A 22,226-nucleotide genomic window follows, 5' to 3' on the forward strand; every position below is an offset into this window, starting at 1 on the left:
CGCCCGGCACCCCAGGACGGACCGGGACCGGCACGCCGGGTTTCGGAGCCCCGCCGCCCGCCTTCTCGACCGACAGGGAGAGCGTCACGACGTCGCCGGCGCTCGAAGCGAGCGTCACGCGGGTGAGGTCGATCGTCTTCACCGTGTAGCCGCCGACCTCGTCGCCGATGCGCATCCGCTTCTGCTGGTTGCCGGCCGAGGCGTCGGTGATGAACGCCTCGCGGTCCTTGCCGACGATGCGGATGCCGGCGATCGTGAGATTCGGGGGCGGGGGGGCCTCCTTCGGCGCCACGATCTTCACCTCGTCGCTCGCCTTCTGCCGGCTCGGGTCGAAGAGATCCTTGGCCGTGATCGCGGTGACGAGCATGGCCGGCGACTGGGCGGGCATGCGATCGGAGCCGCCGCGCCGCGAACGCGGCCGGTCGGCGCCGGGCGCCCCCTCGCTCGGCACCTCGTCGCCGGCGCTGCGCGCGAAGTCCACGGGCGGCACCGATCGCATCCAGGTCCAGGCGATCTGGAGACCGAGGACCAGGACGATCAGGCCGAGTAGTCCGTTGAGGATCGCCCAGCGACCCATCAGCTGGGCTCCGCCTCGGCGGCCGGCGGAGGCGTCGCCTCCGGTCCGCCTACCGCCCCGTCCTCCGGCACCGGCGCCGCGCCCTCGGCGGCGGCACCGCCCTCGCCGTCGTCGGCCTTCGGCGCCTCGGCGAGGACGAAGCCGTTGACCTCGACGGTCGCCGACAGGGTCCGCGGGCCCTTCGCGCCGGCGATGGCGCCCCGACGCGTCACCTCGACGAACGGGATGACGAGCTGCTGGCCGAACTCGAGGCCCGAGAGCAGCTCGGCGAACGGCTTCAGCTCGCCCGAAAGCGTGAGCCGCACGGAGACCTTGCGGTAGGGATCGATCGTCTCCTCACGCATCACCTGGGTGCTCTGCACGGTGACGCCCTTCTCCGAGGCGATGGCGTTGGCGCGCTCCTGCAGCGCCGCCGCGCCGAGCGTGCCGCTCGTGCCGGGCAGAAGCCGCGTGCGGGCCTGGGTGAGGCGCTTCTTCAGGGCCTCGCGCTCGGCGCGCAGCGAGTCGAGCGCCGCGATGAGCCGCGCGGAGCGCTGGAGCTGCTGCTGCCCCTCGGCGATCTCGTCGGCGACGTTCTGCCGGAAGTCCCGCACCGGAACGACGACCATGACGTAGATCAGCGACAGCACCGTCGCGGCGATCACACCGAGGATGATGCGCTGGTCGCGCGGCGAGTGTCCCGCGTACCAGGTGCGGGCGTTGCCCCAGAGGGCCTGGAGGCGCTCCTTCACGACTCCTCCTCCGCGACGGCGCCCTTGCTCTTGCCCCGCTCGCCGCCGCCCCGCGCGACCTCGGCCACGATCGAGAAGCGCTCCTTGTCGCCCGCCTTCGTCGTCGGCGAGCTGAACGTGACGTTGCGGAAGCGCCTCGACTTCTCGAGGGCGGTGATGAGATCGGAGGCGCTGCGCGCCTGGCCGTCGATGGTGATGCGGCCGGCGCGGTAGTTGAACATGGTGAGATAGGCGTCCGGCGGAATCAGATCCGTGAGCTCCCGCAGCAGCTGAGTGACGTGCGTGTCCTGCCCCGCATTCAGCGTGTCGACCTCCTTCTGGATGCGCTCGATCTCGTTCTGGAGCGACTTCACCTCCCGCACCTGCGGCTCGGCCGCCTCGAGCTGCGCCTGCACCTGCCGGCGCAGCGAGACGTCCTTCACGAGCGCGCTGGCGCCCCAGACCACGAGCAGGACCGCGGTGAGCGCGACCAGCACCACGGTCACGAGCGAGAGCCCCTCGTCGTACCCCTTGCGCCCCTCGGCGGGCAGCAGGTTCACGGGCACGGTGCCCTCGCGCACGGCGTCGAGCGCGGCGCCGAGCGCCGGCAGCACCGCGGGCTCGCGCAGCTCGAAGAACGGCTCGGGCGCCTCGAGGCGGCCGCGCGCCATCGGCAGCAGATCGGCCTCGCCGGGCAGCACCGCCGCCGGCCCCGCACCGTTTGCGAGGGCCCAGGCGTAGAGCGGCACCTCCTCGGGGTCGAGCTGCTCCTCGGCCAGCTGCCGGGACAGCGAGCGCGCGAGGGCGGACGTCTCGCCGGCGCGGCCCTCCGGCACGAGCTGGCTGGCGACGAGACGCCCGTGCTTCATCAGCGCGACCTCGGTGGCGCCCGGCGCCGTCACCAGGATGCCGATCGAGGCGTCGGTCTCGCCGCGACAGAAGGCGAGGAAGTCGGCGATGGCCGTGGACGCCAGCACGATCCCGCGCGGTCGCACCTGCGCCTCTTCGAGTGCGTCGAGGTAGCCCTGCACCACCTGCTTCGGGATGCACATGAGCAGCACCTCGAGCCGCTCGTCACCGTGATCGCGCGACGAGTAGTCGTAGTAGACCTCGTCGCGGGGCAGCGGGATCAGGTTCTCCAGCTCGTACTCGATCACCTGGGCCAGGTTCTCGCGCGCCGCCGCGGGCAAGAGGACGCGGTTGAAGGCCGCCTCGGCGCGCGGCACGCAGACGTACGTCCGCCGGGGGTCCACCTTCTGCTCGCGCGTATAGGCGAGCACCGCCTGGACGAGCGCCTGACGCCGCTCGTCCGGCTTGTCGACGCCCGGCAGCGGCTGCACGGCGCTGCTGCGCAGCGACACCTGGAAGAGGCGCTTGGTGACGTGGACGAGCGCGAGCTCGTGGGGCCCGACGTAGATGCCGAGCCCGTCGACGAAGTCTGCGCGCCGCAGGCGCTGCGACAGCTCGCCGAGGGTCACTGCACCCCCGGATCGCCGAACTCGGCGGACGGCAGCGCCCCCTGCCAGGGCGCGCGGTCGAACCAGCGATGGTACTTGAGGTCCTCGGCCTCCTCCGGCGTCGGCAGCTGGACGAGGGCGGCGATGCGAGCCTGATTGCGCGGCTGGCTGATGTCGGCGCGGGCCTCGAGGAACACGCGGCGGGCGTCGCTGGTGTCGATCATATCGGCGAGGTTCGGGTCGACGGCGAGCGCCAGCACCTTCAGGCGCTCCGCGAAGCCGGTGAAGTCGTCGGCGCGCTGCGCGACGAGCTCCTGGGCGGCGGCGGGATCCAGCCCGAGGAGCGCCTGGAGCACCGGCGCGGTGAGGGACTTCGCGTGCAGGCGCTGCCCCTCGTCATGGCTCTCGCCGCCGAAGACGTCCGACGCCGAGAAGACGTCGCGCAGCCCCGGCGAGCCGTCGACGCCGTAGAACAGCTCCGGCGTGACGCCGCGAACCATCAGCAGCTCGTCCATCGACTCGAGCCAGCCGTCCTTCGGCTCGTAGCCCATGTTGGCCAGGTACCAGCCGCGCTCGGCGCCCTGGCCGCGCTGCTCCGAGTCGGTGTCGCGCCAGTCGAGGATCGAGTCGACGACGACGTCGATCGACGCCTGCTCGCGACGGCCGACGCCGCGCGTGAGGTCGCCGCCGAGGGCGAGGTTCATGATCACCTTCCGCAGCATCCAGTCGGGCGCCTTGTTGATCGAGATGCGTCCCTCCTCGTCGCTCAGCTTCACCTCGAAGCGGCCGCCGAAGATGGTCCCCTGGTGCCACTCGCCGTCCGCCGGCGTCACCCGTGCGGGCAGCGCGGTGGTGCCGTCCTCGTCGTCGTCGATGTCGGCGGGCTGTCGGGCGTTCAGCATGTGGTAGTAGATGGCCTGCTGCATCCCCGCGATCGCGAGGTAGTAGCCGCGCGTCTCCTCGGACAGGTTGAGCGATGCCATGGCGTCGTCGCGCATGTAGCGGGAGAAGTCGAGCGCCAGCACGCCGAGGATCATGAAGACCCACAGCACGAGGAGCAGCGCGACGCCGCGCTGACGGTCGCGGGGGCGCGTCACTCTTCGCCCCCGTCGTCGTCATCGTCGCCGATGTTCCCGCCCTCGCCGCCTTCGCCGCCCTCACCCTCGCCGTTCCCCCCGGATCCCGCGCCGCTGGCGACGCCCTCGCCGGTGAACCGGTCCGGGTAGAAGAATGAGTCGCAGGGTCCGTCGCCGAACTCGCTCGAGTAGCTGGCCATCATGACCGGGATCTCGTGGCCCCACGGATCCCCGCCCATGCCCGGCAGTCCCTCGACCAGGATGCGCACCGCGAACGGCACGAGACCCTGCTCCTCGTCGCCGTTCACCGCGTCCCAGCTGCTCAAGGGGACGGCCTTGGCGTCCTCCTCCGGATCTCCTTCGTAGAGGTAGTAGCCGAAGCGCAGGTCGGTGAAGCCCTCGAGCAGCACGACTGCACGCGGCGGCGAGGACGCGATGCGCTCGACGCCGCCGCCGAGGCTGTCGGGCGAGAAGAACGCACTCTCCGACATCATGAGCCGGTTGGGCTCGCCCGGCTCGACCCAGATGTCGACCTTCTTGAGCCCGCCGCCGCCGTCGAGCCCCGCGGCGGTGACGAACGACATCGAGGTCTGGTTGCCGCGGAAATACGGCAGGAACTCGTCGTCCTCGGTGCGCAGGCAGTAGCCGGCCGACTTGATCTGCCGGATCAGGATGTCGCTCGCCGCCCGCAGCCGCTGCGCCGTCACCACGGCGACCTCGCCGCGCTCGAGCGCACGGATGCCGAGGTGGAACGCGCCGTAGCAGATGGCGGTCACCATGACGAGGCACACCATCGCGAGGAGGACCTCGAGAAGCGTGAACGCCGCGACGCCCCGGCGGGTCCTGCGCCTACGAGAAGACATCCTCGGGTACGAGCCGCAGGCTCTCGAGCACGTAGGACTTCGGCGACGTGCCGTCCTGCCAGGCGACGGAGACGCGCAGGACCATGGGCTTGAAGTTGACGTCGCTCTCGAGGTCGTCGCTGGTGAATCCCTCGTCGGCGCCGGCCTCGGCGACGCAGAGCTCGAGCTGGAAGCCCTCGGCGGTCGGGCCGACGTGCTCGCAGGAGCCGCTGCGCGGCAGCGCGGCGCCGGGGCGGCGCAGCAGCGAATCCATCGCCGCCCGCGCCGCGAGCACGACCCTCGTCTGGCGCGAGGCGCGGTCCTGGACGCGCAGCGCGCCGCTGAAGATCTGCATCACCGAGACCAGGCCGACGCCCAGGACGGCGAGCGCGATGGCGACCTCGAGCAGCGTGAATCCGCGCCGACCCCTTGCGGTCACGACGCGGCGTCCCCGACCTCGACGCGGCCGATCAGCGGATCGAGGAGGATGCGCAGGCGATCGCGCGACCGGTCCTTCCGGCTCGCGATGACGACGTCGGCGCCGCTGGTGGCACCGTTGGGATAGCAGAGGATCTGGACCGCCCCGTTGCCGAGGATGGTGCCGCCGAGGGCCTTCTCGATGACGGCGCGGTCGGTCAGCTGCGCCCACTTCCCCCAGTCGGTGGTGGCGATCATGTTGCGCTCGATGTCGATCACGAGCTCCTGCGGCTCGGCCTTCGACATCGCCTCGTTGCGGCAGTGATGCATGCTCGACGCGATCTGGCGGGCGGCGCGACGGACCTCGCGCGAGTCGAACCCCGCCTCGATCATGGGGACGGCCAACCCCACCCCGAGCCCGATGATCACCATGACCACCAGGATCTCGATGACGGTGAAGCCGCCCCGGCGTCCGCGCTGCTTCACCCCGAGCTTCCCCAACTGGTGATGTCGCGGGCCTCGCCGCTGCCGCCGGGCGAGCCGTCGGCCCCGAGCGACCAGAGGTCGTACGGGCGGCCGCCCTCGCCGGGGCTGCGATACTGGTAGGGCCGGCCCCACGGATCCATCGGCACCTCGCCCTTGTTCAGGTACGGGCCGTCCCAGCGGTCGATCCCCATGGGCCGGACCACGAGGACCTGGAGGCCCTCCTGGGTCGTCGGATAGCGGCCGACGTCGAGACGGTAGGTGTCGAGGACGGTGCCGAGACGCTCGATCTGGATGGCCGCCGACTGCACCTTCGCCTTCTCGGAGCGGCCGATCAGGTTGGGACCGACGAGCGCCATCAACAGCCCGATGATCACCATCACGACCATGATCTCGATGAGCGAGAAGCCGCCCTGGCGGGCACGGGCGCGGTATCGTCGCATGATTGTTCCCTCGTTCGTCACAGCGGAAGATCGTTGACGCTGAAGATCGCCGAGAGCATCGACACGACGACGAAGCCCACGGCGCTGCCCATGACCAGGATGAGGACGGGCTCGAGCAGGCGGGTGAACTGCTGCACGCGCACGCGCACCTCGCGGTCGAAGTACTCTGCCACCTTGAGGAGCATGTCGTCGAGGCGACCGGTCTCCTCGCCGACGGCGATCATCTGGATCGCGAGCGGCGGGAACACGCCGGAGCGGCCGAGCGGCTCGGACACGCCGGCACCCTCCCGCACGCCGACCTCGATGTCGGCGACGGCCCGCGCGATCACCTGATTGCCGGCGACCTCCTTCACGATGCCGAGCGCCTGGATCATCGGGACGCCGCTCTTCAGCAGCGTGCCGAGCGTGCGCGCGATCTTCGCGACCTCCATCTTGCGGAGCACGGTCCCGAAGACGACCATCCGCAGCTTCGTCTGATCCCAGGCGTAGCTGCCCGCGGGCGAGCGTACCCAGTAGCGGAAGCCGGCGACGACGAGACCGATGACGAGCAGCCCGAGCCACCAGTAGCTCCGTACGCCCTCGGACACGGCCATGACGACCCGCGCGGAGAGCGGCAGCGTCTTGCCCATGCCCGTGAAGAGCGTCGTGAACTTCGGCAGCACGTAGGTGAGCAGCACGAGCATCGAGGCGCCCATGGCCAGCGTGAGGACGATCGGATAGGCGAGCGCCGCGCGGGCTTCGTCGCGCACCTCCTGCGCACGCTCGAAGTACTCGTTGAGCCGCCCCATGACCGCGTCGAGGAAGCCGCCGGCCTCGCCCGCGCGCACCATGTTGACGAAGATCGGCGGGAAGAACGCGTGCTGCGCGAGAGCGTCGGCGAACGCCTTGCCGCCGCGCACCGACTGCAGCACCTCGTTGACGATCGCCTTCAACGCCGGCTTGTCGGCGAGCTCGGCGAGGGTCGCGAGGCTGCGGTCGAGCGGCAGGCCCGCCGAGAGCAGCGTCGACAGCTCCTGGGTGACGATGAGCAGGTCCTTCGTGCCGAGGCGGTTCAGGAACGAGACCGTCGGCAGCGAGAGACGGGGCCCACTCGACGCGGCTTTCGCGGCGCCGGCCGCGCCGATCTTGATCGGCATGAGGCCGCGATCCTGCAGGCGCGCGACGACGGCCGAGATCTCGGCGGCCTCGATCGTGCCCTCAACGACCTTCCCTTCGGGATCAGCGGCGCGGTACTGGAACTGTGCCAAGGCGAAATCTCTGGAGCTCGCCCCCTAAATGCGGGGAAAGACTCGGTAATCCATAGTCGAGGCCAGGTGGGGTTGCAATCGTGCGAGGGAGGGCGGCGGTCGGATCGCCATCTTGGACGACATCGACACGACCCAGCTTCACCGCCGGCCCGCGCCGCCGACCAGGGCGCGTGGCTGCGACGCGCGCAGGCGTCCTAGACCTCGTCCTGGGTGACGCGCACGACCTCCGCGACCGTGGTCGTGCCGGCGCGGACGCTGCGCCAGCCGTCGTCCCGTAGGGTGCGCATGCCCTGCGTCACGGCGTAGTCCTTGATCTTGCCGGAGGAGGCGCGCTCCAGGATGAGCGACTTCACGCCGTCGTCGACCGGCAGCAGCTCGTAGATGCCGCCGCGGCCGCGGTAGCCGGTCTGCGCGCACTCCTCGCAGCCCCGCCCTTCCATCGCGCCCACGGCCTCGCCCCGGGGCGCGATCTCGTGGAGCAGCTCCGGACCCAGCTCGACCGGCTGCGCGCAGCGCTTGCACACCCGGCGCACGAGCCGCTGCGCCAGGACGCCGAGCAGCGCCGACGCGAGGAGGTAGTTCTCGACCCCCATCTCGAGCAGACGCGAGACCGCCCCGGCGGCGTCGTTCGTGTGCAACGTGGAGAACACGAGGTGACCCGTGAGCGCCGCCTGGATGGCGATCTCCGCGGTTTCGTAATCGCGGATCTCACCGATCATGATGACGTCGGGGTCCTGGCGGACGATGGAGCGCAAGCCGTTCGCGAACGTGAGGCCGATCTGCGGCTTCACGTGGATCTGGTTCACCCCGAAGAGCTGGTACTCGACCGGATCCTCGATGGTGATGATCTTCTTGTCGGGCGAGTTGATCTTGTCGAGCGCACCGTAGAGCGTCGTCGTCTTGCCGCTCCCGGTGGGCCCCGTGACGAGGACCATGCCGTACGGGCGCTCGATCAGCTGCCCGAACTCCTTCAGCGTGTCGCTCGGGAAGCCGAGGCGCTCGAGGTCGACGACGATGCTCGAGCGGTCGAGGATACGCATGACCACGCTCTCGCCGTAGAGCGTCGGCAGCGTCGACACGCGCAGGTCGATCTCCTTGCCCATCATGCGCAGCTTGATGCGCCCGTCCTGCGGCAGGCGGCGCTCGGCGATGTTGAGCTTGGCCATGATCTTGATGCGCGAGACGATGGCGGCCTGGAGGCGACGCGGCGGCGTCTCGACGTCGTGCAGCACGCCGTCGATGCGGTAGCGGACCTTCAGCGCCTCCTCGAACGGCTCGATGTGGATGTCCGAGGCGCGCTGCTCGACGGCACGGTTGATGAGCACGTTCACGAGCCGGATGACCGGCGCCTCGCTGGCGAGGTCGCGGAGGTGGTTCACGTCCTCCTCGTCCTCGCCGATGAACTCGAGCTCGCCCTCGGCGTCGGGGGCGCCGTTGGCGTCGCCCGGAGCGCCGTTGCCGTAGGCGCTCTCGAGAGCCTCGAGGACGTCGCGCTCGCGCGCGAGCCGCGTGTCGATCGCCAGCCCGGTGGCCATCTGGAGCGCCTGGACGGCGTAGTAGTCGGCCGGATCGGCCATGGCCACGACGAGCGTGCCGTTGTTCTGCGCGAGCGGCAGGACGCGGGCGCGCCGCAGGTACTTGAGGTTCAGCCGCCCGAGGGGCACGGGCTCCTTCGGGAAGTCCTTGCGGGCGACGACGGTGACGCCGAGGTGGCTCGCGAGCAGGGGCTGGAGGTCCTCCTCGGAGATGAAGCCCAGATCGAGGAGGAGCCGCTCGAGGCGCTCGCCGCGCTCCTGCTGGAGACGCTTGACCTTGCGCAGATCCTCGGCGCTGATCCGCCCCTGATCCAGTAGCAGCTGCTCGAGGGTGCGGGGCTGGGCCTCCATCGGCGATCAGCGAGGATACCCGCGGACCCTCGAGCCGGCAAGCAAGCACGGAGGCTGCGCGGCAGCGCCCGGGCGACCGCTCAGGCGTCCGGGCGGGCCCGCCACTCGCCGAGCACGTCGGCGAGCGTGTCGGCGAGCGGGATGCGGGCCTGCCAGCCCGTGTCGGCCGCGATCCGGGCCGGGCTGCCGACGAGGCGCTCGGCGTCGCCGGGCCGCGTCCGCGCCGGATCGATCCGGGCCGTGAGCGGCACCCGCGCGAGGGTGCGCAGCTGCGCCACGATCTCCGCGACGCTGCTGCCGCCGCCCGTGCAGACGTTGTAGACCGTGCCGCGCCGGCCACGCGCGAGCAGCGCCAGGTAGGCGGCGGCGACGTCCCGCACGTCGACCAGGTCGCGCACCGGGTCGGGGTTGCCGGTGTGCAGCACGGGCTCCTGGCGCCCCGCCTCGATGGCCGCCACCTGCCGCGCCAGGGCCGCACACACGTAGCTCGGCGCCTGCCCGGGACCGGTGTGATTGAAGGGACGCGCGACCACCACGTCGAGCCCGTAGGCCCGCGCCCATTGGAGCGCCGTGATCTCCGCCGCCGCCTTGCTCGCTCCGTAGACCGTCCGCGGGGCGACCGACGCCGCCTCGTCCACGGGCGGCTCGGCACGCGGCACATCGCCGTAGACGAGACACGAGCTGACGAGCAGGAGCCGCGCCCCCGGCGCCTGGGCGCGCAGGGCGCCGAGGAGCGCGAGCGTGCCGCCGACGTTGACGCGATAGGCCGCGGCCGGATCGTGCTCGGCGGCGGCCGGATTGGCGAACGCGGCGAGATGCACGACGGCCTCCGGCGCCACCGTGCGGACGAGCCGCGCGAGCTCCTCGGCGTCGCAGACGTCGCCGCGATGCACCGCCGCAGCGTCGGCCGGGCCCGGCCCCGGGCCGTGCACGAGCGCATGCGCGGCATGCCCCGCCGCGTGGAGCGCCGCCGTCACGTGCGCTCCCGCGAAGCCGCCGGCCCCGGTGACGAGCACCCGCATCGTGGCCTACCGCGGACGCAGGCGCTCGATGTCGGCCCGCACCATCATGTCGACGAGGCCCGCGAAGCGCACCCGCGGCGCCCAGCCGAGCTGCGCGCGCGCCCGGCTGGCGTCGCCGATGAGGCCCTCCACCTCCGCCGGACGGCGCAGGGCCGGATCCTCGCGGACGTACTGCCGCCAGTCGAGGCCCGCGGCTGCGAACGCGGTCTCGACCAGCTCGCCGACCGAGTGCGCCTCGCCCGTGGCGACGACGTAGTCGTCGGGCGTGTCCTGCTGGAGCATGCGCCACATCGCCTCGACGTAGTCGCCGGCGAAGCCCCAGTCGCGCCGCGCGAGCAGGTTGCCGAGCGACAGCGAGTCGGCGAGGCCGAGCTTGATGCGGGCGACGCCGTCCGAGACCTTGCGGGTGACGAACTCGCGTCCGCGGCGCGGGCTCTCGTGGTTGAAGAGGATGCCCGAGCAGGCGAACAGGTCGTAGCTCTCGCGGTAGTTCACGGTGATGTAGTGGCCGTACACCTTGGCGACGCCGTACGGGCTGCGCGGGTAGAACGGCGTGGTCTCGCGCTGCGGCGTCTCGCGCACCTGGCCGAACATCTCGCTCGAGCTCGCCTGGTAGAAGCGCGCCTCGGGCGCGACCAGGCGCACCGCCTCGAGCATGCGCGTGACGCCGACCGCGTCGAACTCCGCGGTCAGCACCGGCTGCTGCCACGAGGTCGGCACGAACGACATCGCCGCGAGATTGTAGACCTCGTCCGGCCGCACCGTCTTCAGGAGATCGATCAGCGAGAGCTGATCGAGGAGGTCGGCCTGGCGCAGCTCCAGCCGGTCGCGCAGGTGGGCGATGCGCTCGAAGTTCTCGGTGCTCGCGCGCCGCACCACGCCGACGACGCGATATCCCTTCTCGAGGAGCAGCTCGGCCAGGTACGAGCCGTCCTGCCCGGTGACGCCGGTGATGATCGCGCAGCGGCTCATGGCAGCCGTCCGTGGTCGTCGGCGACGCGGACGAGGTCGTCGAGCTCCGGGCTCGAGACCTCGAGGATCACGGTGTCCTCGACCGCCGCCGTGCGATGGCGCACGCCGGCCGGCAGGTGCCAGCCCTCACCGGCGGCGAGGCGCACCGTGCGCGGCGGCTGCCCGTCCTCTTGTACCTCGAGCTCGAGGAGCCCGGAGAGGACGCGCATGGTCTCCACCTTGCGGGTGTGGAACTGCAGGCTCAGCCGATGGCCCGCGCGCACGTGCAGGATCTTTCCCGCGTAGCGGTCGGTGTGCGCCCAGATGATCTCGTATCCCCAGGGCTTCTCGACGCGCTCGGCCGGCACCGGACCACAGCCGTCGTGCCTCATCCGCGCCCCGCCCCGCGCAGGCGATCGCCGTACATGCGCTCGTAGTAGTCGCGGTAGGCGCCGCTCTTGACGTTCTCCCACCAGGCGCGCTGCTCGCGGTACCAGGCCACGGTGGACGCCAGGCCCTCGTCGAAGCGGCGCCGGGGGCTCCAGCCCGTCGCACGCAGGCGCGAAGCGTCGAGCGCGTAGCGCCGGTCGTGCCCGGGCCGATCGGCGACGTAGCGCACGAGGTCGGGCGGACGCTCGGTGAGCCGCAGGATGGCGTCGGTCACGGCGCGGTTCGGCACCTCGTTGTGGCCGCTGACGTTCCACACCTCGCCGTGGGTCGCGTCGAGCCCGAGCACGTGCCAGATCGCGTCGCAGTGGTCCTCGACGTGGATCCAGTCGCGCACGTTCTGGCCGTCGCCGTAGAGCGGCAACGCCTGGCCGTCGAGCGCGTTGGTGACGAAGAGGGGAATCAGCTTCTCCGGAAACTGCCAGGGCCCGTAGTTGTTCGAGCAGCGCGTGATCACCGCCGGCACGCCGTGCGTGACGGCGTAGGCCTGCACGAAGGCGTCGGCCGCAGCCTTGCTGGCGGCGTACGGGCTCGACGTGTGCATCGGATGGGTCTCGGTCGCGCGCCCGTCCGCGATGCTGCCGTAGACCTCGTCGGTCGACACCTGGAGGTAGCGCCGCAAGGTCGAGGTCGCCCGGGCCGCCTCGAGGAGCGCGAGCGTGCCGTGGACGTTGGTGCGCAGGAACGGGCCGGCGTCGCCGATGCTGCGGTCGACGTGCGACTCGGCCGCGAAATTGACCACGACCTCGACGCCCTCCTCGGCGAACAGGCCCGTCATGGCCTCGCCGTCGGCGATGTCGGCGCGCACGAAGCGGAAGCGCGCATCGCCGGCGAGGGACGCGAGATTCTCGAAGTTGCCGGCGTAGGTGAGGAGGTCGACCGCGACCAGCCGCTCGACCGCCGGACGACCCGCATCCCGGGCCAGCGCCTGGCGCACGAAGTTGGTACCGATGAACCCAGCCGCGCCGGTGACCAGAAGCCGCATGAGCCCGGATGCTATCCCGAAACGCCCGCGGCGCGCGAGGCGGCTCGTGCCGGGACACCAGCGGATCCGACCACTTCGGCCTCTTCCGACTCGGTGAGGAGGAGCATCCATGCGAGCCACCCCGCCACGCAGAGCGCGAGGCCGAGATAGAGCAGGCGCCGCCGCCGCCCGCCCCCACCGTGCTTGTGCTTGTGACCATGAGCCGCCATGGGGGCAGTCGTTTACACCAGCGTCGCGGCGGCGGTACAGGACAGCGCCGTGCGCGCCCGCGTCCGCGGCGCGACCGGCATCGCCGGCAGCTCGATCGCCCGGCGACCGCCGACGTCTAGTAGCCGCCGCCGCGCAGGCCGCTCGGACGCTGGTAGCCGAGGTTCTGGAGCGGCGCCATGCCGACGTAGTTCGCCGTCCTGCCGCTGCCGTACGAGCCGAGCCCGAGCAGCGTGATCTGGAGACGGAAGATGGTCTCGTCCGGGTTCGTCTTCTCGGCGACGCCCGCCTCGATCGCCCAGCAGTTGCACTTCGAGATGAGGCGGAAGAGGTAGTCGCGCTCGAGAAAGCCCGGACCCACGACCTCGACGGTGCCGTTCTCCCGCACTACCGGGCCGCCGTCGAGATCGTAGCGCGCGATGAACGTGAACCCCGCGTAGTCGCCGAGCCGCAGGTAGACCGAGCCGACGACGTCCTCGACGCCGACGTTGAAGAAGCCGGCCTGGATCGGCACGCCGGCACCCACCGCGTTCGCGGACTCCTTGACGAAGCTGTAGCTCACCGCCACCGCGCTCGCGGTCTGGAACCGATTGCCCGCCGACGGTCGCCACCACGGCTCGCGAAAGACGAGGCCGACGTTCTGCCCGACCACGTCGCCGTCCTCGAAGTCCCAGGTCGCGTTGTACGACGCCCCGAGCCAGTCCGACGGCGTCAGGCGCAGGCCCATGTCGACGTTGCTGGCGTGGCTGTCGCCGACGATGTCGCGCGAGAAGTCGTAGCCGTGGAGGATGCTGGCGCGCAGCAGCTCCTTGGTCGCGGGCGGCGGGGCGGGCTTCGCCCCCGGGGCTCTCGGGGGCGCCGTCGGCCGGCCGAGGAGACGGCTGGTGATGCCGTAGGACGCGAAGTTGCGGAAGTTGATCGCGTCGATCTCGTCGAACAGGTAGTCGTTGGTGAACGCGGTGGCGTTGCAGTTGCCGCCCGCGACCTGGCCGGCCTTGAGGCGCCTGCCGTTCGGGCTCAGCTGGCAGGGCGGCAGCCGGATCTCGTTGCGCACCCGGCCGAGCGGCGGGATGTAGAGATACTGCGCCTCCGGCTCGATGGTGTGGCGAAACTTCGCCTGCCCGAAGAGACCGTCCGCGTCGAAGACGCGCGAGAACTCCGTGCCGACGCGCGCGTGCACCTCGCCCGAGCCCTGGAACTGGTTCTGGTCGAGGTCCGGGAGGAACGGCGCCGCGCGGAAGTTCGAGTACGTGAAGTTCTGGTCCCGGCGCCCGCGCACGCAGTTGAGACCGGGATTGCGGTCCTTGGGCGGCAGATCGCGGCACAGCCTGTAGAACGGCGTCGTCGGCACGATCAACGCCACCTGCTCGTCGCTCGTCAGGTGATAGCCCGTCCCCCGCAGGCTGCCGCGCACCGAGCCGCCGAGGTAGCGGCCGAGGTTGAACGGGACGAAGAGCTCCGGCGACGCCGTGCCGCGCAGGCCGTCGAAGCCGTCCTCGCGCTGGAAGTCGACCGCCTGTCCGGAGAGCCGCGCCACGACCCTGTTCCAGAAGACCGGCTCCGCGTGCTCCGCGCGCACCTGGGGCAGGCGCTGGGGCGCGAGCTGCTGCGGGTCGATCAGATCCTGGTAGTAGGTGGCCTCGCCCTGCACGAGGCCGCCCGTCCACGTCTTGATGAGGCCGGTGCGCGAGCGCGTGAAGCGCGTGCTGCGGATCGCGAGGTCGCCATGCACCGTGCGGGCGAAATTGTTGATCTCGCGCAGGAAGAGGTCGTCGCTGACGGCGAACAGGTCGAAGTAGAACAGGCTGTCGAAGGGCCCCGGCTGGCGATGCCGGCCCGCGAACGCGAAGCGGTTCTCCGGCGTCTTCAGCGAGATGTCGCTGCCGATCGGGCGCAGGACGTCCTCGTCCTTCTGCGTACCGCCCAGGCTCTCGTTGTAGTACGCGCCGGTGAAGTTGCCGCGCGTGTCCTTGTCGAGCGCGTAGCGATACTCGCTGACGATGCCGATGCGCGCCGCCGTCTCGACGTCGAGCGCGATGGTGGCGTCGCTGCTCTTGTTGATCGCCCAGTAGAACGGCTGCTCGTACTGGAAGCCGCGGCGGTTCGAATACGCGATGCGCGGGACCAGGAAGCCGCTCTGCCGCTCCGTGTTGGCGGGAAACGTCATCCACGGCACCCACGCGACCGGCACGTCCTGCACGCGGAAGGTCGCGTCGCGCACGACGCCGGTGCCGTTCAGCGTGACCTCGGTCCCGCGGCCGGCGATGCTCCACGACGGCTTCTCGAGACCGCCGCAGCGGCAGGTCGTGAAGATGCCGTTGCGGACCTCGTAGCACGGTCCACCTTTCTTGGTGAGACGATCGGCGCGCAGCATGTAGCCGTTCGACACGAACTCGCCCTCGGCGGCGTCGACCCAGCCCGTCTCGTCCTCCATGTCGATGCGGGCGGCGTCGCCCTCGACCGTGCCCTCCTCGTCGGTGAGGACGACGTTGCCCTTCGCCTCGACGACGTTGCTGCGCCGATCGTAGCGCACCTCGTCGGCGCGCAGGGTCGTCGCGCCGCGCGTCAGGGTGACGTCGCCACGCGCCACCAGGACGTCGGTATTCTGCTCGTACTGGAGCTCGGCGGCGTCGACGGCGATCTCGCCCGTGTCCTGCGCGGCGCTCGCGGCGGGCGGCTTGCGCTTCGTCTTCGCGGTGGCCGGACGGGCACGGGCCTTCAGGCTGAGCGTGATCTCGCCGGCGGCAGACGGCCGCGACACCGAATAGGCCACGGGCCGGCGCACGAAGACGACGACCAGCGTCCCGCCGGCTTCCGGGAACATCCGCACCGCGCTCACGAGCGGGTCCCCGACCTCGATCGCGCTCGGCCGCGCGACGGTCGCGCCGCGCAGGAACAGCGTGATCTCGCCGGCGAACGTGTCGCCCAGGCTGGCCACGCCGCGCTGCTCGCGGCCCGCCGGCCGCGCCCCCACCGTACGATCCTCGATCTCGGCGTCGCCGCCGGCACGCAGGGCCACGCGCGTCGCGGGCAGCACGCCCGGCGTCGACAGCACGCGCACTTCGATGGGCGCGGGCTCGATGGCGGCCGCAGCGACGCCGAGGAGTCCGAGGAGACAGCCTGCGATCGCCAGCGTCCACCGCGCCCTCCTCATGGCGGCGCTTCTGTACCACCCACCCTCCATGCGTGCCAGGGCCGAAACAGGCCCGCGGCCGCCGTCCCGAGCGCCGCGTAGGCCTCGCCCGCGAGGAACAGCGAGCCGACCACGAGGATCACGCCGTCGCGCGGCGTCTCGGCGATCGCCGCCGCCACCGCGGCCCGCGGCTCGGGCTCGACGCGCACCGGGATGCGGGCGTCGATCTCGCCGGCGAGGGCCGTCGGGTCGAGGCCCCGGCGCCCCACGCGGGTGACGATCACGCGGGCGGCGCGCGGAACCAGCGTCGCGAGCATGGCGCGCCACGCCTTGTCCGCCATGACGGCGAACACCAGCGTCACCGGACGATCGCCCGCGAGACGCGGCAGCTCGCGTAGCACCGCGTCGATCGCGGCCGGGTTGTGCGCGCCGTCGATCACCACCCGCGGCGCCTCGGCGACCACCGCGAGCCGCCCCGGCCACTCGACGCCGGCCAGTCCGCGACGGACGGCGCCGGCGTCGCACGGCAGCACCGCCCGGAGGGCGGCCAGCAGCGTGAGCGCGACGGCGGCGTTCTCGCGCTGGAAGGCGCCCGGCAGCGCGACGTGCAACCCGTCCCAGCACACCCCGCCGGGTCCGCGGAAGACGTCGCCCCCCGGCCCCGGGACGAGCTCGCCGTCGACGCCCGCCCGCAGGATCGGTGCCCCGAGGCTCGCGGCGCGCTCGGCGACGACGGCCGCCGCTTCCGGCGGAAGGACGCCCGTCACCATCGGGACCCCGGGCTTCACGATGCCCGCCTTCTCGGCGGCGATCGCGGCCAGCGTCTCACCCAGCCAGGCCTCGTGGTCGTGGGCGATGGCGGTGATCGCGGTCCCGAGCGGCGCGATGCAGTTGGTGGCGTCGAGCCGGCCGCCCAGACCGACCTCGACCACCGCGACCTCGACCCCGATACGCGCGAACCACTCGAACCCGAGCAGGGTCGCGAACTCGAAGTGCGTGAGCGCCAGGTCCGCCGCCGCGACCGCGGCGCGCAGCTCGGCCACCAGCGCGACGACGGCGTGGCGTGGGATCGTCTCGCCGCCGGCCCGGATGCGCTCGCTGAAGTCGACGAGGTGGGGCGAGGTGTAGAGGCCGGTCCGGCGCCCGGACGCGCGCAGCACCGACTCGAGCATCGCCGCCGTCGACCCCTTGCCGTTCGTGCCGGCGACGTGGAGCGACGCGAAGCGCCGCTCGGGATTGCCGCGCAGCGCCAGCGCCGCCCGCATGCGCTCGAGCTTCAGATCCCAGCCGCGGGCGACCTCGAGGCCGAGCAGCCACGCGATCGTGTCCGCGTAGGCGTCCACGCGCGCGCCGCGCCTCAGCGTCCGGCGGCGCGCATGGCGGCCGCGAGGCCGCCGACGAAATCCCCGATCCGCACCGCGGGGTCGTCGCCGTTGCTCTCGTCGAGCAGGCGTCCGATCGCGCTGCCGACGATGACCGCGTCGGCGAAGCCCGACACCCACGCCGCCTGCTCGGGACTCTGCACGCCGAAGCCCACGCCCACGGGCAGCGGCGTCGCCGTCCGTACCGCGGACACCAGCTCCGGCAGCTCACGCGGCAGCTCGGCACGGGCGCCGGTCACGCCCAGCACCGAGACGAAGTAGAGAAACCCGCTCGCCTCGCGCGCGATGCGTCGTACGCGCGCCCCCGGCGTGGTGGGCGCGAGCAGCGCGATCAGGTCGAGGGCGTGGGCACGCGTCGCGGCCCGCAGCTCGCCGGCCTCCTCGGGCGGCAGGTCGACGCAGAGCACGCCGTCGGCGCCGGCGCGGGCGGCGTCACGGGCCAACGCTTCGACGCCGTAGCGGAAGATCGGATTGTAGTAGCCGAAGAGCACGATCGGCGTGTCGAGATCGCGACGCAGGTCGGCGACGAGCTCGAGGACGCGCGGCAACGTCGTGCCCGCGCGCAGGGCGCGGGCCGCCGAGCGCTGGAGCACGGGACCGTCCGCCATGGGGTCCGAGAACGGCACCCCGAGCTCGACGAGATCGGCACCCGCCGCGACCATGGCGCGCACGATGCGCCCGGTGGCGTCGAGGTCGGGATCGCCGGCGGTGACGTAGGGAACCAGGGCGGCGCGGCCCTGCGCCCCGAGGGTCGCGAGCGTGGTGGCGATGCGGCTCACGTCAGCGGTACTCCGAGATGGTTGGCGACGGTGTTCATGTCCTTGTCGCCGCGGCCCGACAGGTTGACGAGCAGGATCTTGCGGGGATCGAGCCGCGGCGCCACGCGAATCGCGTGCGCGATCGCGTGCGCGCTCTCGAGCGCCGGGATGATGCCCTCGGTGGCGGTGAGCAGGCGCAGCGCCTCGACGGCTTCGTCGTCCGTCACCGTGACGTAGGTCGCCCGCCCGCTGTCGCGCAGCCAGGCGTGCTCCGGACCGACCCCGGGATAATCGAGACCCGCCGAGATCGAGTGGGCGTTGCGGATCTGCCCGGTCTCGTCCTGGAGCAGGTAGGTCTTGTTGCCGTGGAGGACGCCGATCTGCCCCGCCGTCAGCGACGCGGCGTGATCGCCGGTCTCCATGCCGCGGCCGGCGGCCTCGACGCCGATCAGCTCGACGCGCGCGTCGTTGCGGAAGGCGTGGAACGCGCCGATGGCGTTGCTGCCGCCGCCGACGCAGGCGATCACCTGATCGGGCAGCCGGCCGGCGAGCTTCCTCATCTGCCGTCGCGCCTCGTGACCGATCACCGCCTGGAACTCGCGCACCATCTCCGGATACGGGTGCGGTCCGGCGACCGTCCCGATCACGTAGAACGTGTTGCGCACCGTCGCGATCCAGTCGCGCAGCGCCTCGTTCATCGCGTCCTTCAGCGTGCAGGAGCCCGACTCCACGACGCGCACCCTGGCGCCGAGGAGCTTCATGCGGAAGACGTTGAGGCTCTGCCGGCGCACGTCCTCGGCGCCCATGAAGACCTCGCACTCGAGGCCGAAGAGCGCGGCCACCGTCGCCGTGGCGACGCCGTGCTGCCCGGCCCCCGTCTCGGCGATGAGGCGCGGCTTCTTGAGACGGCGCGCGACCAGCGCCTGCCCGATCGTGTTGTTGATCTTGTGCGCCCCGGTGTGGAGCAGGTCCTCGCGCTTCAGGTAGATGCGCGCGCCGCCGAGACGCTGCGAGAGCCTCCGGGCGAAGTAGAGCCGCGTCGGCCGCCCGGCGTACTCCTGGAGCCAGCTCCGGAACTCGCGGCGGAACTTCGCCTCGCGGCGCAGCTTCTTCCACGCCTGCTCGAGCTCGAGCAGCGCGGGCATGAGCGTCTCGGCGACGTAGCGGCCGCCGAAGACGCCGAAGTGGCCGTCGCGATCAGGCAGCTTTGGCGCGGCGGACGAACTCCTGGATCTTGCCATGGTCCTTCACTCCCGGGGCGCGCTCGACGCCGGACGCGACGTCGACGCCGTACGGCCGCAGGCGGCGCACGACCTCGACGACGGTGTCGGGCCCGAGCCCGCCGGCGACGAAGAGGCGCGCGGGATCGAGGCCGCGGGCGGCCTCGGGGTCGATGGGGATGCCGGTCCCTCCGGGTACGCCGGCGAGCCAGCTGTCGAGCAACAGGTAATCGATGGTGGAGTACGCAGCAGCCCGCGCCGGCAGATCGTCGCCGGGGCGGGCACGCAGCGCCTTCACGACGGGACGATCCCAGCCGGCGCAGTGGTCCGGCGGCTCGTCACCGTGGAACTGGAGCATCGCCAGACCGACGGCGTCGGCGAGCGCGGCGACGCGCTCGCGCGGGGCGTCGACGAAGACCCCGACGAGCGGCGTGCGCGGGACCGCGGCGGCGATGCGGCGTGCGGTCTCCAGGTCGAGGCAGCGCGGGCTCGGCGGGTGGAAGTTGAGGCCGAGCAGGTCGGCGCCGGCGTCGACCGCGGCGCGCGCGTCGTCCGGCGTCCGCACCCCGCAGATCTTGACGATCACCGGCACGCGAGCAGCTCCGCGAGCGCCGCACCGGGATCCGGCTTCGCCATGAAGGCTTCGCCGACCAGCACCGCCCGCGCCCCGGCCGCCGTCATGCGGCGCAGATCCGCCGGCGCGTGGAGCCCGCTCTCGGCGACCAGCAGCGTCCCCGGCGGCATGCGCGGTGCGAGCCGCTCGGTGGTCTCGAGGCGGGTCTCGAACGTGCGCAGGTCGCGGTTGTTGACGCCGATCAGCGTCGCGCCCACCTGTGCCGCCCAGTCGAGCTCCACCTCGTCGTGCACCTCGACGAGCACGTCGAGCCCGTGCTCGGCCGCCGCCGCGAGCAGCTCGGCGCGGCGCGCCGGCGTGCCGGCGGCGGCGATGACGAGCACGGCGTCGGCGCCGAAGGCGCGCGCCTCGGCCACCTGGTAGGGATCGACGAGGAAGTCCTTGCGCAGGAGCGGCAGCGTACAGGCGTCGCGGACCGCGGCGAGGTGTGCGAGGTCGCCCTGGAAGAAGCGGCGGTCGGTCAGCACGGAGATCGCCGTCGCCCCGGCGCCGGCGTAGCTGCGCGCGTGCGCCGGCGGATCGAACTCGGCACGGATGAGGCCGCGCGACGGCGAGGCGCGCTTGATCTCGGCGATGACGGCGGGCGGGGTCGCCGCCGCCAGCGCCGCCCGGAAGCCGCGGCGCGGCGCCGCCCAGTGCGGCCGGTCGTAGAGCGCGCTCGCCGGCGTCGCCCGCCGCACCGCCGCGACCTCGGTGGCCTTGTGCGCCAGGATCTCGTCGAGGATCACGCCGCCCCCTCCGCCGCGCCGGCCGTGAACGCGACCAGACGGGCGAGCAGCTGCCGCGCGGCGCCGGCGTCGATCGCCGCCGCGGCGCGCGCGACGCCGGCAGCGAGATCCCACGCGACACCTGCAACCACGAGCACCGCGCCGGCGTTGAGGCACACGACGTCGCGCGCCGGGCCTGGCGTCCCGTCGAGCACCGCCCGGATGCACGCCGCCGACGCCACCGTGCCGTCGACGACGAGGGCGTCGATCGGGGCGGGCGCGAGCCCCGCGTCCGCCGGTGCGACCGTGAAGCGCCGGACCACGCCGCCGGCGACCTCGGCGACCTCGGTCGGCCCGCAGAGCGCGATCTCGTCGAGCCCGCCGCTGCCGTGCACGACCCACGCCCGCTCGGCGCCGAGCGCCAGCAGCACGCGCGCGATCGGCTCGACGAGGCCCGCCTCGGCGACGCCCACCACCTGCCGTCGCACGCCGGCCGGGTTCACGAGCGGCCCGAGGAGGTTCAGGAACGTGCGCACCCCGAGCTCGCGCCGGACCGCCGCCAGCTGGCGCAGCGCGGGATGGAACGCGGGCGCGAACAGGAAGGCGATGCCCGTCTCGCGCAGGCAGGCGACCAACGCGGCGGGCGGCAGCTCGAGCCGTACGCCGAGGCGCTCGAGCACGTCGGCACTGCCGACGCTGCCGGAGACGGCGCGGTTGCCGTGCTTCGCCACCGGCACGCCGCAGGCGGCGACGACGAGCGCCGCAGCCGTCGAGATGTTGAACGTGTGCACGCCGTCGCCGCCGGTGCCGCAGGTGTCGACCGCGCCCGCGGGCGCGTCCGGCAGCGGCACGACGTGCCGCCGCAGCACGCGCGCCGCGGCGGCCAGCTCCTCCGGCGTCTCGCCCTTCAGGCGCAGCCCGACGAGCAGCGCACCCACCTGCGCGGGTGTCGCCCCGCCGGCGAGAACGGCCTCGAACGCGGAGGCCAGCTCGTCGCCCGCGAGGTCGCGCCGCGCGACCACCGCGGCCAGCGCCTCCTTCGGAGTCACCGGTGCGGCGGCTCCGTGCCGCCGGGCAGCGCGGCGAGGAAGTTGGCCAGCAACCGCTTGCCCTCGCGGGTCAGGATGGACTCCGGATGGAACTGCACGCCCTCGACGGCGAGGGTGCGGTGGCGGACGCCCATGATCTCGTCGTCGTCGGTCCACGCCGTGCGCTCGAGGCAGGCGGGCAGCGACGCCGGCTCGATGACGAGCGAGTGGTAGCGGGTGGCGTCGAAGGGATCCGGCAGGCCGGCGAACACCCCCTCCCCCGCGTGCCGGATGGGCGACGTCTTGCCGTGCATGATCCGCTGCGCCCGCACGATCCTGCCGCCGAACGCGGCGCCGATGGCCTGATGCCCGAGGCACACGCCCAGGATCGGGATCTCCCCCGCGAAGCGCTCGATCACCGGCACCGACACCCCCGCCTCGCGCGGCGTGCACGGGCCCGGCGAGACCACGATGGCGTCGGGCGGCGCGGCGGCGATCTCGTCGACGCCGACGGCGTCGTTGCGCCGCACCTCGACGTCGGCACCCAGCTCCCCGAGATACTGGACGAGGTTCCAGGTGAACGAGTCGTAGTTGTCGATCATGAGGAGCCGCGG

At 72.3% G+C, this 22,226-nt stretch carries 22 protein-coding genes; all 22 read right to left on the minus strand.

The window, feature by feature from the left end; genetic code table 11:
• A partial coding sequence (locus KIT14_25085) for a hypothetical protein (GenBank protein ID MCW5893802.1) occupies window positions 1–577 on the minus strand: 577 nt, incomplete at its 3' end.
• Window positions 577–1,308 carry a type II secretion system protein M gene (locus tag KIT14_25090; GenBank protein MCW5893803.1) on the minus strand — a complete coding sequence of 244 codons (732 nt, stop codon included), beginning with the start codon at window positions 1,306–1,308 and terminating at the stop codon, window positions 577–579. The genes KIT14_25090 and KIT14_25085, both read right to left, overlap by 1 nt.
• Window positions 1,305–2,765: a PilN domain-containing protein gene (locus KIT14_25095; protein ID MCW5893804.1), complete on the minus strand. Its 1,461-nt coding sequence runs from the start codon at window positions 2,763–2,765 to the stop codon at window positions 1,305–1,307. The genes KIT14_25090 and KIT14_25095 overlap by 4 nt, the downstream gene beginning before the upstream one ends.
• Window positions 2,762–3,841 (minus strand): general secretion pathway protein GspK, encoded by a 1,080-nt coding sequence (locus tag KIT14_25100; protein ID MCW5893805.1) that lies wholly within the window; start codon window positions 3,839–3,841, stop codon window positions 2,762–2,764. Before KIT14_25100 ends, KIT14_25095 begins: the two co-directional genes overlap by 4 nt.
• Window positions 3,838–4,683, minus strand: coding sequence for a hypothetical protein (locus tag KIT14_25105; protein ID MCW5893806.1), 846 nt, complete (start codon window positions 4,681–4,683; stop codon window positions 3,838–3,840). The genes KIT14_25100 and KIT14_25105 overlap by 4 nt, the downstream gene beginning before the upstream one ends.
• Entirely contained in the window at window positions 4,670–5,101 is a 432-nt protein-coding gene (locus KIT14_25110; protein MCW5893807.1) for a prepilin-type N-terminal cleavage/methylation domain-containing protein, read from the minus strand. Before KIT14_25110 ends, KIT14_25105 begins: the two co-directional genes overlap by 14 nt.
• Entirely contained in the window at window positions 5,098–5,580 is a 483-nt protein-coding gene (locus KIT14_25115) for a prepilin-type N-terminal cleavage/methylation domain-containing protein (protein MCW5893808.1), read from the minus strand. The genes KIT14_25110 and KIT14_25115 overlap by 4 nt, the downstream gene beginning before the upstream one ends.
• Window positions 5,562–6,005 (minus strand): type II secretion system major pseudopilin GspG, encoded by a 444-nt coding sequence (gene gspG / locus KIT14_25120; GenBank protein ID MCW5893809.1) that lies wholly within the window; start codon window positions 6,003–6,005, stop codon window positions 5,562–5,564. The genes KIT14_25115 and gspG overlap by 19 nt, the downstream gene beginning before the upstream one ends.
• Before the next feature lie 17 nt (window positions 6,006–6,022).
• Window positions 6,023–7,252, minus strand: coding sequence for a type II secretion system F family protein (locus KIT14_25125; GenBank protein MCW5893810.1), 1,230 nt, complete (start codon window positions 7,250–7,252; stop codon window positions 6,023–6,025).
• Between the two features lie 194 nt (window positions 7,253–7,446).
• Entirely contained in the window at window positions 7,447–9,138 is a 1,692-nt protein-coding gene (gene gspE / locus KIT14_25130; protein ID MCW5893811.1) for a type II secretion system ATPase GspE, read from the minus strand.
• A gap of 80 nt (window positions 9,139–9,218) precedes the next feature.
• Window positions 9,219–10,160, minus strand: coding sequence for a GDP-mannose 4,6-dehydratase (locus KIT14_25135; GenBank protein ID MCW5893812.1), 942 nt, complete (start codon window positions 10,158–10,160; stop codon window positions 9,219–9,221).
• Between the two features lie 6 nt (window positions 10,161–10,166).
• Window positions 10,167–11,132: a GDP-mannose 4,6-dehydratase gene (gene gmd, locus KIT14_25140; GenBank protein ID MCW5893813.1), complete on the minus strand. Its 966-nt coding sequence runs from the start codon at window positions 11,130–11,132 to the stop codon at window positions 10,167–10,169.
• Window positions 11,129–11,503, minus strand: a complete 375-nt coding sequence (locus tag KIT14_25145; GenBank protein ID MCW5893814.1) for a cupin domain-containing protein — start codon at window positions 11,501–11,503, stop codon at window positions 11,129–11,131. Before KIT14_25145 ends, gmd begins: the two co-directional genes overlap by 4 nt.
• Window positions 11,500–12,543 (minus strand): dTDP-glucose 4,6-dehydratase, encoded by a 1,044-nt coding sequence (rfbB, locus tag KIT14_25150; protein MCW5893815.1) that lies wholly within the window; start codon window positions 12,541–12,543, stop codon window positions 11,500–11,502. The genes KIT14_25145 and rfbB overlap by 4 nt, the downstream gene beginning before the upstream one ends.
• 325 nt (window positions 12,544–12,868) lie before the next feature.
• Window positions 12,869–15,904, minus strand: coding sequence for an LPS-assembly protein LptD (locus KIT14_25155; GenBank protein MCW5893816.1), 3,036 nt, complete (start codon window positions 15,902–15,904; stop codon window positions 12,869–12,871).
• Complete coding sequence (locus KIT14_25160) at window positions 15,901–17,226, minus strand: bifunctional folylpolyglutamate synthase/dihydrofolate synthase (protein MCW5893817.1); 1,326 nt, start codon at window positions 17,224–17,226, stop codon at window positions 15,901–15,903. The genes KIT14_25155 and KIT14_25160 overlap by 4 nt, the downstream gene beginning before the upstream one ends.
• A 14-nt stretch (window positions 17,227–17,240) precedes the next feature.
• Window positions 17,241–18,044 (minus strand): tryptophan synthase subunit alpha, encoded by an 804-nt coding sequence (gene trpA, locus KIT14_25165; protein MCW5893818.1) that lies wholly within the window; start codon window positions 18,042–18,044, stop codon window positions 17,241–17,243.
• Window positions 18,041–19,264 (minus strand): tryptophan synthase subunit beta, encoded by a 1,224-nt coding sequence (gene trpB, locus KIT14_25170; protein MCW5893819.1) that lies wholly within the window; start codon window positions 19,262–19,264, stop codon window positions 18,041–18,043. Before trpB ends, trpA begins: the two co-directional genes overlap by 4 nt.
• Complete coding sequence (locus KIT14_25175; protein ID MCW5893820.1) at window positions 19,221–19,835, minus strand: phosphoribosylanthranilate isomerase; 615 nt, start codon at window positions 19,833–19,835, stop codon at window positions 19,221–19,223. The genes trpB and KIT14_25175 overlap by 44 nt, the downstream gene beginning before the upstream one ends.
• Entirely contained in the window at window positions 19,826–20,605 is a 780-nt protein-coding gene (trpC, locus tag KIT14_25180; GenBank protein ID MCW5893821.1) for an indole-3-glycerol phosphate synthase TrpC, read from the minus strand. Before trpC ends, KIT14_25175 begins: the two co-directional genes overlap by 10 nt.
• A complete protein-coding gene (gene trpD / locus KIT14_25185) occupies window positions 20,602–21,633 on the minus strand; it encodes an anthranilate phosphoribosyltransferase (protein ID MCW5893822.1) in 1,032 nt (343 codons plus the stop codon). The genes trpC and trpD overlap by 4 nt, the downstream gene beginning before the upstream one ends.
• Window positions 21,630–22,214, minus strand: a complete 585-nt coding sequence (locus tag KIT14_25190) for an aminodeoxychorismate/anthranilate synthase component II (GenBank protein MCW5893823.1) — start codon at window positions 22,212–22,214, stop codon at window positions 21,630–21,632. The genes trpD and KIT14_25190 overlap by 4 nt, the downstream gene beginning before the upstream one ends.
• Window positions 22,215–22,226: the final 12 nt, after the last annotated feature.

Source organism: bacterium, assembly GCA_026129405.1.
GTDB lineage: Bacteria > Desulfobacterota > Binatia > DP-6 > DP-6 > JAHCID01.